At 42.4% G+C, this 12791-nt stretch carries 10 protein-coding genes, 1 tRNA gene and 1 pseudogene; 9 read left to right on the top strand and 3 right to left on the bottom strand.

Annotated features, from left to right (window positions below; translation table 11 throughout):
* A pseudogene (locus B9Z54_RS02060) lies at window positions 1–247 on the bottom strand (IS4 family transposase); the annotation flags it as partial.
* Between the two features lie 300 nt (window positions 248–547).
* Between B9Z54_RS02060 and B9Z54_RS02055 the strand changes: the two are divergent.
* From B9Z54_RS02055 to B9Z54_RS02025, 7 genes are all read left to right on the top strand, one after another.
* Window positions 548–2062: a tetratricopeptide repeat protein gene (locus tag B9Z54_RS02055; protein ID WP_113926869.1), complete on the top strand. Its 1515-nt coding sequence runs from the start codon at window positions 548–550 to the stop codon at window positions 2060–2062.
* A 201-nt stretch (window positions 2063–2263) separates the two neighbouring features.
* Entirely contained in the window at window positions 2264–3211 is a 948-nt protein-coding gene (trxB, locus tag B9Z54_RS02050; RefSeq protein ID WP_113926868.1) for a thioredoxin-disulfide reductase, read from the top strand.
* 772 nt (window positions 3212–3983) lie between these two features.
* Entirely contained in the window at window positions 3984–4442 is a 459-nt protein-coding gene (locus B9Z54_RS02045) for an NUDIX hydrolase (protein WP_113926867.1), read from the top strand.
* 17 nt (window positions 4443–4459) lie between these two features.
* A complete protein-coding gene (rapZ, locus tag B9Z54_RS02040) occupies window positions 4460–5353 on the top strand; it encodes an RNase adapter RapZ (RefSeq protein ID WP_113926866.1) in 894 nt (297 codons plus the stop codon).
* Window positions 5350–6324, top strand: a complete 975-nt coding sequence (locus B9Z54_RS02035; RefSeq protein ID WP_113926865.1) for a gluconeogenesis factor YvcK family protein — start codon at window positions 5350–5352, stop codon at window positions 6322–6324. Before rapZ ends, B9Z54_RS02035 begins: the two co-directional genes overlap by 4 nt.
* Window positions 6325–6557: 233 nt before the next feature.
* Complete coding sequence (gene whiA, locus B9Z54_RS02030) at window positions 6558–7505, top strand: DNA-binding protein WhiA (protein ID WP_113926864.1); 948 nt, start codon at window positions 6558–6560, stop codon at window positions 7503–7505.
* 28 nt (window positions 7506–7533) lie between these two features.
* A complete protein-coding gene (locus B9Z54_RS02025; RefSeq protein ID WP_113926863.1) occupies window positions 7534–7791 on the top strand; it encodes an HPr family phosphocarrier protein in 258 nt (85 codons plus the stop codon).
* Window positions 7792–8080: 289 nt separating this feature from the next.
* On the opposite strand, the gene clpP is transcribed toward B9Z54_RS02025, so the two are convergent.
* A complete protein-coding gene (clpP, locus tag B9Z54_RS02020) occupies window positions 8081–8680 on the bottom strand; it encodes an ATP-dependent Clp endopeptidase proteolytic subunit ClpP (RefSeq protein ID WP_113926862.1) in 600 nt (199 codons plus the stop codon).
* An 807-nt stretch (window positions 8681–9487) separates the two neighbouring features.
* On the opposite strand from clpP, the gene B9Z54_RS02010 reads away from it, so the two are divergent.
* Window positions 9488–9559 (top strand) — tRNA-Arg (locus B9Z54_RS02010).
* Window positions 9560–9970: 411 nt separating this feature from the next.
* On the opposite strand, the gene B9Z54_RS02000 is transcribed toward B9Z54_RS02010, so the two are convergent.
* Entirely contained in the window at window positions 9971–11152 is a 1182-nt protein-coding gene (locus B9Z54_RS02000) for a PIN domain-containing protein (protein ID WP_162785053.1), read from the bottom strand.
* 414 nt (window positions 11153–11566) lie between these two features.
* Here B9Z54_RS02000 and B9Z54_RS01995 point away from each other — a divergent pair, with 414 nt between their 5' ends.
* On the top strand, window positions 11567–12226 hold the full coding sequence (locus B9Z54_RS01995; RefSeq protein WP_275887771.1) for a DsbA family oxidoreductase: 660 nt from the start codon (window positions 11567–11569) through the stop codon (window positions 12224–12226).
* Window positions 12227–12791: the final 565 nt, after the last annotated feature.

The raw sequence follows: 12791 nt of genomic DNA, 5'->3' as shown, positions 1-12791 counted from the left end.
GACTTAATTGCGAGCCGCTGATCATATCGAGATCCAATTCCTCGCGTAAAGATGGGTGGGCGAATAGCTTCTCTTCCATACGATTGTAGGAATTCCACTGATCTAACTGGCCAGCGATAAAAACTTTGATTAAGGACTCTGTTTTAAGCTTCTTTCTGTAGTCGAGCAGCGGACATCTAAGGTGCTCGGTTGGCAATAACTTTAAACATTGACAAATTAACGTCTCATGACCTATACTTTTACTCATTGTGATGAGCTCCTTTTGTAGAAGATTTGGGAACAAGTATGGTCCTGCATCTTCTACATTAGGGCTTTTTTTGCGTTTAGGGAAGCATTTTTATTTTTTATCCACAGACTTCCATATTTTGTAACACGTGCAAGGCTAGTGAGGGACAGTCCCCTTTCGCGCGTTAATGCGCAATAGGGGACTGTCCCTTTTAACGGGCTAAAGGATTCATTTCCAGCAAATATCCTTCAGCAGTGGTTTAGCAACTGAAATATGTGTGTTATACTACTGTAGTTAATCTATACGTTTCGGAGGACTTTCATGAGAAAAGGTTCAAATGCAAGAAACGATAAAAGCAAAATTTTATCATTTGTCCCTACTGGTGAGTACTATTTCAATAAAGGAATCAAGGCTTACCACCGCCGGGAATTAAATAAATCAAAAAAATATCTTAACCGTGCTCTTCAGCTTGAACCGCTGGAGCCGATGATCGCCTGCCAGCTTTCGATTGTACACACGGAGATGGGCGAATATACGCAATCCAACCAGCTGCTTCACCTTATCGTCGACAGCCTGGACCCGCATATGACAGAATGCCACTACTTCCTGGCAAATAACTATGCGCACCTTGGCTTGTTCAAAGAAGCTTATACCCACGTGACGAACTACCTGGAGAAAGAGGAATACGGTGAGTTCAGCGAGGATGCTGAAGAATTGCTGGAAATTCTTGAACTGGATTCAGATGAAGCCTTGGATACGCTCTATGAACATGACGAGCTGATTGCCAATCAGGATAAAGCGAGAAACCTGCTGGAATCGGGAAACTTCCAGAAGGCGGTCGACCTGCTGCAGGAAGTCATCACAGACTTCCCAGAATACTGGTCCGCTTACAATAACCTGGCGCTCGCCTATTTTTATCTCGGAGATACTGAAAAAGCAGCTGCAACGCTTGAAGAAGTAATGGAGAAAAATCCAGGCAACCTTCATGCTCTCTGCAACACGGCTGTATTTTATTTTTACCAGCGGAGACATGAAGAACTGCAGGAGCTTGTCGAAGGGCTGGAAAAAATCCGTCCAATCCATTATGAGCAGCGTTATAAGCTTGGCGCGACCTTCGCACTGATCGGCCGCAATGAAAAAGCCTACGAATGGCTGAAGTCGCTCCAGAAGCTGGGCTTCCAAGGAGACGCCAGCTTCTACTATTGGCTGTCACATTCGGCTTATCAAACAGGACATGAGCAGACTGCGCAGCAGGCTTGGAAAAGGGTCCTGGAAGAAAATCCGGAGAAAGCCGGAATGGAACCATGGAATGAAGAAAATCCCCAAAGTGAGGGGTTTGAAAACCATGTCTCATCCATCCTGAAAAAGCTGAAAAGCGATTACGCGGAAGAGAGAATGTTCGGTCTGTTCCTGATTTCGGTGTCGCGGCACCAAAAAGAAATCCTGACTCATACTGACTTCGGCGCAGTTGATGACTTTACTCTTTCTGAAAAACTGTATCTTGGTGAAATTCTGAATGCAGATTCCAGGAAGGCAATCAAAAGCAGTAAAGAAATCAAGCATATCCATGAAACCGCAATGGAACTTTATCAGCTGCACCACCCAATCAGCGCCGTGGATTCCGGCTTATTCCTGACTTGGTTCAGCATAGCCTGCAAACTGCTTGAGGCTGAGAAGTCGTTGAAGAACGCCAAAGGGTGTGCAGCGGCAACGGAATATATCTGGCACAGATTAAGAGGGGAAAAGAAAACCAAAACCCTGATTTCGGGGAAATATGGCATAACGGCGGCCACTCTGAATAAATATCTTGAGACAGTAGAAGTCTATCTGCCTTAAAATGATGAAATGAGCATATTCGTGGACGAATATGCTCTTCTTTTTATAGGATATGAGTAGATAGGAAATACTACAGAATAGCAGGGTTTACAGAGAAGAGCGCAGGTTTGGGATAGAGTGACAGATTGCTCTGCCTTTTTTTTAGGAAAAAAATCAAGCTGGCCTTCTGTAAATAAGACCTCGATCAAAGGAGTGTTCATTATGTCAGAAGAAAAAATTTATGATGTCATAATCGTCGGCGCAGGTCCGGCCGGTATGACAGCTGCTGTATATACGTCCCGTGCGGCGCTTTCCACTTTAATGCTGGAACGCGGTATCCCCGGCGGCCAAATGGCCAACACGGAAGAAGTGGAAAACTACCCTGGATTCGACCACATTTTGGGGCCGGACCTTTCTAACAAGATGTTCGAGCATGCCAAAGCATTCGGTGCTGAATATGCTTATGGCGATATCAAAGAAATCGTTGACGGTGAAGAATACAAGACGATTAAAGCGGGATCCAAGGAGTACAAAGCACGTGCCGTAATCATTTCGACTGGTGCTGAGTGGAAAAAAATTGGCGTGCCGGGCGAAAATGAACTTGGAGGCCGCGGGGTATCCTACTGTGCGGTTTGTGATGGTGCATTTTTCAAAGGTAAAGACCTTGTGGTTGTCGGCGGAGGAGACTCTGCCGTCGAAGAAGGAGTATACCTTACACGCTTCGCAAACAAGGTGACAATCGTTCACCGCCGTGAAGAGCTCCGTGCCCAGAAAATCCTTCAGGACCGTGCCTTCAACAACGATAAAGTTGATTTCATCTGGAACCATACGGTAAAAGAAATCAATGAAAAGGACGGAAAAGTGGGAAGCGTAACATTGGTTTCCACTGAAAACGGTGAAGAAAAACCATTCGATGCAGATGGTGTGTTCATTTACATCGGCATGCTGCCATTGACCAAGCCGTTCAGGAATCTAGGAATCACAAACGACATGGGCTACATTGAAACCAACGACAGAATGGAAACGAAAATTCCTGGAATTTTCGCTGCCGGAGACGTTCGTGAAAAAATGCTTCGCCAAATCGTAACAGCGACTGGTGACGGAAGCATTGCTGCCCAGGCAGCACAGCATTATGTTGAAGAACTCCAGGAAAAATTAGAAGGCAAGTAAATAAATCCTGCCGGAAAAATTTGTCGAATAATCTGCGCACCGACATACAGAAAAAGGAAGTGAGCCTTAGAAATACAAGGCTCCTGCCCATTCGACAACCTTTGTCTAAAATTACGGAACTTTGTTTAGAAATAATTAACAATCCGTAATCGTGTCTTAAACGTACTGTAACACTAGTGCAACACAATCCGGGTAATATAGATAATAAGAAATTGACCCCCTTTTAAGAAATAAATCCCTTTAGGACACAGGAACCGCCTGTGTCCCCTTTTTTTGTTCATTTACTTTACCACACTAACGTATTAAAAAGGGCAGTCCCTTTTCGCGCTTTAATGTACAAAAGGATTTATAATTTAACGAAATTCAATGGCAGAGGTTTCATGCCTTCTGAAACGAACTTAGTTACTCTGGATTAATACCCTTAGGAGAATAAAAAGAAGGGTGTCTTTTTACTCTTCGGAACATTTGCCTGTCGGGGCTGTTCGGGGCGATTCCACTTTTTATCGATCCAGTTGCAGCGGCCGAGGGTCCGTACCCACTGGAACGGACTCAGCTCCTCGGGGTCAAATAACCTCAAGAGAATAAAAGGAAGAGCGCCTTTTTTCGCTGAGGAACATTTGCCTGTCGGAGCTGAAAGGGCCGCTTCCACTTTTTAGTCACACATGTGAAATGTTCGAACATTGTGGGGGAGGTACAATCATAGTATAATAAGGAGCATGACAAAACCAAAAATACGGTAATCCGAACAGAAGTAAAGCTTGAGGTGAAGTTAATGCAGCGAGTGACGAATTGTTTATATTTGAAAGAAGATAAAGTGCTTCTGCTTCAGAAACCGCGGAGAAACTGGTGGGTAGCGCCTGGCGGGAAGATGGAGCAAGGCGAATCGATCCGTGATGCTGTCATTCGGGAGTATCGCGAAGAAACAGGTATTTACCTGCGCAACGCTGATGTTAAAGGGATTTTCACTTTTATTATAAAAGAAGGCGACAAAATTGTTTCAGAGTGGATGATGTTTTCCTTTTTCGCTACTGAGGCCGATGGAGTCAACCTTACAGAATGTGAAGAAGGCATTCTGGAGTGGCACGACCTGGAAGAAATTAAAAACCTGCCAATGGCAGAAGGCGACCGCCATATATTGGAATATATGGTGCATGGCAAAGGGACGATATATGGAACCTTTACATATACACCGGATTTCAAATTGCTCGCCTATAAACTGGATCCAAGTTAACCAAGGAGGAAGAGAACATGAGTACAGGTGCAACTAACGATGGTCAATTGGTGATCATAACCGGAATGTCCGGAGCGGGAAAAACCGTTGCCATTCAAAGCTTTGAAGATTTGGGGTTTTTCTGTGTAGACAACCTGCCGCCCACTCTCCTTCCAAAATTCCTTGAATTAATGAAAGAATCAGGGACCAAGATGAATAAAGTCGCTTTGGGAATGGATTTGAGGGGCCGGGAATTCTTCGACCATTTAATCCAAGGGCTCGATGACCTGGCGGAATCCTCCTGGGTCAGCGCGCAAATCCTCTATCTGGATGCTGACGATTCTTCCCTGGTCAGACGTTACAAAGAAACACGGCGTTCCCATCCACTGGCTCCATCGGGCTTGCCAATGGAAGGGATCAAGCAGGAAAGGCTGCTTCTGGAAGAATTGAAAGGCCGTGCCCAAAACATTTACAATACTTCATCTATGAAGCCAAGAGAACTGCGGGAAAAGATCCTTAAGGAATTCTCGGTGAATAAACGATCCATTTTTACCGTAAATGTCATTTCCTTCGGCTTCAAACACGGCATCCCGATTGATGCCGACTTGGTATTCGATGTAAGGTTCCTGCCGAATCCACATTACATTGAGCATATGCGTCCGAGAACAGGTTTGGAAGAGGATGTTTCCAAATATGTCCTGAAGTGGAGCGAAACACAGAAGTTCCTTGAAAAAGTGACTGATCTTCTAACCTTCATGCTGCCGCACTACAAACGGGAAGGAAAGAGCCAGCTTGTCATTGCCATCGGCTGTACGGGCGGCCAGCATCGTTCCGTCGCGCTGGCTGAATATCTCGGCCACCACTTCGAGAATGAGTATACGACCAAAATCACGCACAGGGACATCCAGAAGAAACGGGAACCTTTGGCATGAAAAAAAACATAGATCCCAAGGTAGTAATCATCGGCGGCGGAACAGGACTGCCTGTTCTTCTCAGGGGACTTAAGTCATATCCTTTGGATATAACGGCCATTGTAACGGTTGCCGATGATGGAGGAAGTTCAGGGCGCCTGCGCGATGACCTGAATGTTCCTCCACCAGGCGACATCCGCAACGTCATTGCAGCTTTATCGGAAGTGGAGCCGCTTATCGAGCAGATGTTTCAGCACAGGTTTGAAACGTCCAATGAACTATCCGGCCATTCACTCGGAAACCTGATCCTGGCAGCTTTCACATCCATAACAGGCGACTTTGTCCATGCCATTCAAGAGATGAGCAGGGTCCTGAACGTGAAAGGAAAAGTGCTGCCATCCGCCAACCAGAGCGTCGTACTTCATGCGGAAATGGAAGACGGAACCATTGTTTCAGGAGAATCAAAGATCCCATTCTCCGGTAAAAAAATCAAACGAGTCTTCCTGACGCCGGGAACAATCATTCCGGTTTCGGAAACCATCCGCGCCATTAGGGAAGCCGACTTGATTGTCATCGGTCCGGGGAGCTTATACACGAGTATCCTTCCTAACTTGCTTGTACCCGAAATCGGCAAGGAAGTCAGCAAGGCAAAGGCTCAAAAAGTATATATATGCAACCTGATGACACAAGCAGGAGAAACGCTCGACTTTACGGCCAGCGACCATGTGAAGGCTATCTATGATCATCTTCACGATGGTGTCATTGATACCATCATTGTAAACAATGAACAGGTGCCTCAGGAAATTGAAGCCCGTTACGAAGAAGAAATGGCGAAACCGGTCATCTTTGATTTTGAAAAATTATCTTCAATGGGATTAAAAGTCATCGAGGATGAAATCATTTCCTACTTTGAGGGCGTCATTCGTCACGATACCGGAAAAGTGGCAGAAATCATTTTTTCACTCATCGACAAGCCTCATCGAATAAAATGAATAATAACCGCTGTACCTAAAAGGGGAACGAACGGCATAGCTTACGCGTAGAGTGCAAGCGTTTGTCCTCGTACAGGAAAATATAAGCTCCAACTCTGTGGATATTTTAACTTGTGCCCACGCCCACCCCCTCAGTTTCAAATAACCATAGAGGATAAAAGGTTTCTCTTCGGAACATTTGCCTGTCGGGGCTGAGCAGGGCGCTTACGCTTTTGTAATAGGGAGGTGAAGAGATGTCGTTTGCTTCAGTGACAAAAAAAGAATTAACCAATCTCGACTTGAAAGATTGCTGCTCGAAGGCAGAATTATCCGCTCTTATCAGGATGAACGGTTCGCTATCCTTTGCCAACAGGTCCTTGATCGTCAACATCCAAACGGAAAACGCGGCAATCGCGAGACGGATTTACTCTTTGATCAAGAAGAATTTTGACACACCAGTTGAACTTCTGGTCCGCAAGAAAATGCGTTTGAAAAAGAATAATGTTTATATCGTGCGCCTCAATGAGGACACGAAGGAAATCCTTGAAGACCTTCATATTCTCGGAGAAGGATTCACCATCATCCATGATATTTCTGCAAAGCTCGTCCATAAAAAATGCTGCCGCCGCTCCTATTTGCGCGGAGCTTTCCTGGCTGGAGGATCGGTGAACAATCCCGAAACCTCTTCCTATCACCTGGAAATCTTCTCAATGTACCAGGAGCATAACGAGGCACTTTCACAACTGATGAACAGTTTTGGATTGAACAGCAAAACTTTGGAACGGAAAAAGGGATTCATCACATATCTTAAAGAGGCGGAAAAAATCACCGAATTCCTTAACGTGGTAGGTGCGCATGGAGCCTTGCTGAGGTTTGAGGATGTAAGGATTGTCAGGGATATGAGGAATTCAGTCAACAGGCTTGTAAACTGTGAAACAGCCAACCTCAACAAAACGATAGGTGCAGCACTCAGGCAGGTCGAAAACATCCGGTATATCGAACAGTCAGCGGGACTGGGGATACTGCCAGACAAGCTCAGGGAAATCGCTGAGCTGAGGGTCACCTATCAAGACGTCACCTTGAAAGAGCTCGGGGTAATGGTTTCAGGGGGGACTATCAGCAAGTCAGGCATCAACCATAGACTCCGCAAAATAGATGATATCGCAGAAAAACTGCGTGCCGGTGATATTGTAAAACATTAAATATCTACAAACAAAGGGGAGAAGGAGCATGTTTGAACAAAAAGTAGAAGTGAAATTAAAAACTGGCTTGCAAGCCCGCCCGGCAGCTTTATTCGTGCAGGAAGCCAACCGCTTTTCATCTGAGGTTTTCCTTGAAAGAAATGGCAAGAAAGTAAACGCCAAAAGCATCATGGGCCTGATGAGCCTTGCCGTAAGTTCCGGGACTGAAATCACCTTGATCGCGGAAGGTTCAGACGAAGAAGAAGCGGTTAAACACCTTACTCAATTTGTGCAGAAAGAAAGCTGATTTGAAGAACCCGGCCATTTAATAGGCTGGGTTCTTTTTATGTAAAAGCAGAGGTGCTTTTTTTACGGGAAGATTGCTGGTTGTGCAAGTCTTGCCGATTGGGCTATCGACGATAATAGATAGCCTTTCAACGAACTAGCTTGTTCTATCGCCCAAATTTTGGTTCTATCAACGAAATTCGCACTCCTATCGACGAAAAACCACATTCTATCAACGAACCGCAGCCTAATAGGAATCAAATGAACAAAAAAAGAGCATCCGAGTTAACGGATGCTCCTTTGAAACTAAATTACTTATTTTCGTTCATATCGTTGTTTGTAATAATGCGGTCGATCAAACCGTACTCAAGCGCTCTTTCAGCTGTCATGAAGTTGTCGCGGTCTGTATCCCTGGAAACGACTTCAATAGACTGGCCAGTGCGGTCAGCAAGGATTTGATTTAATTTCTCGCGCAAGAACAAGATGCGTTTTGCAGCGATTTCAATTTCTGTCGCCTGTCCTTGTGCTCCACCAAGCGGCTGATGGATCATTACCTCAGCATTTGGAAGGGCAAGACGCTTGCCTTTTGCACCTGCAGCAAGTAGGAATGCACCCATGGAAGCAGCCATACCGATACAGATTGTTTGTACATCAGGCTTGATGTATTGGATTGTATCGTAGATAGCCATACCAGCAGTGATGCTGCCGCCAGGGCTGTTGATGTAGATGGAGATATCTTTCTCAGGGTTTTCTGATTCAAGGAAAAGCAATTGTGCAACGATGGAGTTGGCAACATTATCATCAATGCCGCTTCCCAGCATGATAACGCGGTCTTTCAACAGGCGGGAATAAATGTCATACGCACGCTCGCCGCGGTTTGTTTGTTCAATAACTGTCGGAATTAAGTTCATCTTATTTCCTCCTTCGATCAATTAATGTTATGTTTGAAACATACAAATACTTTATGTACTGATATAATACACCAGTTGGTCAATAAAGGTCAAACGATTCAACCTCTCATGGCATAAAATCCTTCGACAATCCTTTCTACATGATACCCATCCATTCCTTTTTTAAACTATGCTTATTATTATAAAAAAATTATTGTTTGTTTCAGTTAACAAATAATTTTCGATATGATTTCCGCTACAGGTACCCGACTCCGCGGGGCGGGCGTTGAGCCTCCTCGGCTTTGCCGGCGGGGTTACGTTCCAGTGGGTACGTAACCTTGGTCTCACCTGTCATCAAAAGTGGAAGCGCCTTGGTCAGCCCCGACAGGCGAATGTTCTCAAGAGAAAAAAGCGGTTTTCCTTTTATTCTCTTGGGATTATTTGACCCCGAGGGGCTAGGTGCTGGAACTAGACGACCGCTAGTCCCGCAGGAGGTCGTGCACCTTCCGCTACAATCATACTAATATCTCCGTTGTTTAAAGGAAGACAATAAGCAGTGATGAGAAAATCATATTTGCGCCGCGACCAGCTTGCATTCCGTACTTCACCAAAGTATAGTCTCGTCTTGCAGACCACGAACTAACAATATAATATAAAATGATTAATTCCTTAATCATCATAAGGATTCATTGAGCGATAATTGGAGTTCAGGTGCAGGTAACCTTAATTGAAAGTTTTTATATTATCTAATTTTCCAAACCTCAAAACCTATTGCATTTCCACTGCTTCTGGACTATAATAAGATTTCGTACGCTTGTCGTACAGCTTGCCCTCGTGGTGCAACGGATAGCACGTAAGATTCCGGTTCTTGAGATGGGGGTTCGATTCCCTCCGAGGGCGTTACTGAAGACTCTATGTTTGTTGAGTTTATCAACAGGCATAGGGTCTTTTTTGTTTGGGTGCTTTTCAATTGTTTATACCGCGCAATGGGAAGTTAATGATTACTGTTTTATCTGGAATTGCTGAATTTGAAGCCGACATGATCTAAGAAAATTAAAATTTAATCCTTTGTTTTTTTAGTATATTTCTTATGTCTTTTCAGTATATTTCTTAGGTGTTCCTTTGTAGACACCTCTTTGCTCCGCTTCCTCAATCCCTCTTGAGTTGTTTCGGAAGCGAGAGGATAACAAAATGACTGTTAAAGAGATTGAAGAGATAACTAAGATTAGCAGAGCAACAATATAGATCGGTAAAAGAATATGATATAGGCTAAAGAGGGTTAAAGTAATAAACCTTAACCCTCAATAAGAATTAGAATACTTCTTCGTACTCTTCTTCATCAAACATATCAACATGGTCAATATTAGAATAATCAATTATGCTGATTTCAACATTCTCAGGTTCTTGACCTTCAATATACTCTTTAAAAGAGAATTGCTCTTCGTCTACGTCCTTTTCAAAATTTACAGGTATATTAAGTATTACATTTTGAACAACTCTAACAGTATCAGTTGAGTTATATTGAAATTTGTCATCCCTATCGTCATAGACTGGGTTATACAAATGTATTTCAACAGGTAGGTCTATATCAACATCTACAGAAACTGTTACATCATCACCGTATATATCTACCTCAACAAATCTGATTTCGCTGATATCATTTTCGCCAGTTGGCATGACAAATCCACCCATAAAATAATCCCTGTGTATATCTTCAGGCTGCATGTTTGAAAGATAGTCGTAAGCGCTTGTTGAAATTTGTTCTCTAAAATACTTGGTTGTTAGTTCCTCTGCTAGACCTTCTTCTAACTCTTCATAAACCTTATCAGAAAGCTCCTCAGATAATATCTGCTTGTTGATTTCTTTAAAATACTCTTTTACTTGAGTGTCATTGTCATAAAGGAACTCTTGAACAGTTCTATATGCAAGCATACTGCTTGGACATAACTGAGGGTGTAGGTTATAGGGGCTGTTTTTTGGAGTTTTATTAGCACCCTCATCACCAAATTCTTTTGTATTATTTGATATGAAGAAGCAATCTGTCAACTTATTTTTTTGAATGAAAATTTCATAAGAATACCAAATGATTGCATCTCTTATTTCTTTTTTATCTTGTTGTACAAATGGCTCTTTTTCATACATATCTATTTCCACTATATAATCTAAAACGTCTTTATCATGATCAACAATTTTTAATTTATCATCTGCTTCTAAACTAACAAAACTATCCTCAAATTTTATCAATAACTCTTCTAGTTCAACCACAAAAATGAACTTTTGTTTTTTATCGTCTAAATATTGACTTATCCTAGTTTGAGATTTTTTTACTTCCTCAATTTCGTTTTCCAATAAAACCTTATGACCTCTATATACTTCTTCATATACAACTTTACTAACATATATTTTGACGTCTTCATGCTTGGCTAATTTATTTAAAATTTTATTGTATCCTTTTATAATAAAAGGGTCTTTATAAATTGCATTTGAATCCAAGAAAATATTCATGGTTTCTCCTTTCAAAAGATGTTATTAGAGCTTAAATATATTTTACAATAAGGTTATATATGGAATCTATTATTATCACTAACTTTTTGTATCATAAATATAGGTATAACACGCATGGAAATCTACTCAAATAAGTATAATCATTGATTTCTTAATGCCCAACTACTTAATTAACCGAAAGTGGTGGAACGGATAGCACGTAAAATTCCTGTTTGGATTCCCTCCGAGGACGCTGCCAAGGCTCCTGCGCATTTGCGCGGGGGCCATTTTACTGTCTATTCAAAAAGCAAATCACGTGTAAAAATCCACGTTGCATTCTATACTATAGAAGAATAATGATATGGAGGGATTAACATGTTGCACATCGAAATGTGGACTGACTTTGCTTGACCATTCTGCTATATTGGCAAAAGGCGTCTGGAGGACGCCATTAAGCAGATTGACCATCCGGTTGAAGTGACTTACAGGTGCTTTGAATTGGATCCGACAGCAGAGCGGGATATAAATGATAATATATATGAAAAACTGGCTAAAAAGTATGGCATGAGTATAGAGGCAGCCAAAGCCAATACTCAAAACATGGTGAATATGGCAAAAGAAGCTGGCTTAGACTATCACATGGATACGATGGTACTGACCAATACGTTTGATGCTCACCGTTTGACGATGTATGCCAAAACCAAAGGCCTGATGATAGAGATGACCGAGCGGATATTACATGCATTATTTACTGAATCCAAGCATATCGGGGATCACGAAACATTAATAGAACTGGCGGCAGAAGTAGGGTTGGACCGTGATGCGGTGGCTGAAATGCTTGCCAGCGATGAAATGGCGGATGAAGTGCGTGCTGATGAGCGGACTGCTCAGCAAATTGGCGTGACAGGTGTACCTTTCTACCTTATCGATAAAAAATATGCCTTAACAGGTGCCCAGCCAACTGAGGTATTTGTTCAAGCGCTGCAAAAGGTGATATCAGAAAATCAAATAACGGTATTGAACAGCGACAGCAGTGACGGAGTTGTCTGTGATGAAAATGGCTGCGAGATTCCGAAAAAATAATATCCTTTTAACTCATAAAAGAAAAACAACTGAATTAGATAACAAACCTGCGAAAAGCAAGCCAATTGAGGCTTGCTTTTCGTATATTATATAGAAGGAATCACAAAATTTTTAGTTATCGAAATATGATAAATCGTATGATAGACTTTATTTATTGAAAATTCACCATATATCAGCACGCCGACAGTAAAGCAATAAATAGTTGGGAGTGAACTCAAATTTTCAGAGAAGGGATAATTTTTATTGTTTCAGTTTTTACCGTGGTTGAGTTAATAAGAAGGTACTTTTCTAAAAGTGACACCTCTATAAAAAAATCCATCCTTAATGTAGTAATCCCCAGTGTTCTAGTGTATTTTTTATCATTCTTCTTTATGTGACAAGTGCTAGAGAACCCTATTGGAGAACCTATATCCTGGCGTGATTATTAAAGTTTAATAAGGTGTTAAAACGCTGCAGAAATGCAAATCAGTAAGTAAGGCTGGAAGATGTGTCTTATGTCTTCTGCCTTTCATTTTAACAGTAACAGCCGATTTCTCTCATAACCTGCCAAGGCAGTGGACGAAAG

The sequence above is a fragment of the Bacillus sp. P14.5 genome, from assembly GCF_003316765.1.
GTDB lineage: Bacteria > Bacillota > Bacilli > Bacillales > Bacillaceae_B > Rossellomorea.
The sequence above is the reverse complement of the archived record's forward strand: the minus strand, read 5'-3'. Positions and strand labels throughout refer to the sequence as shown.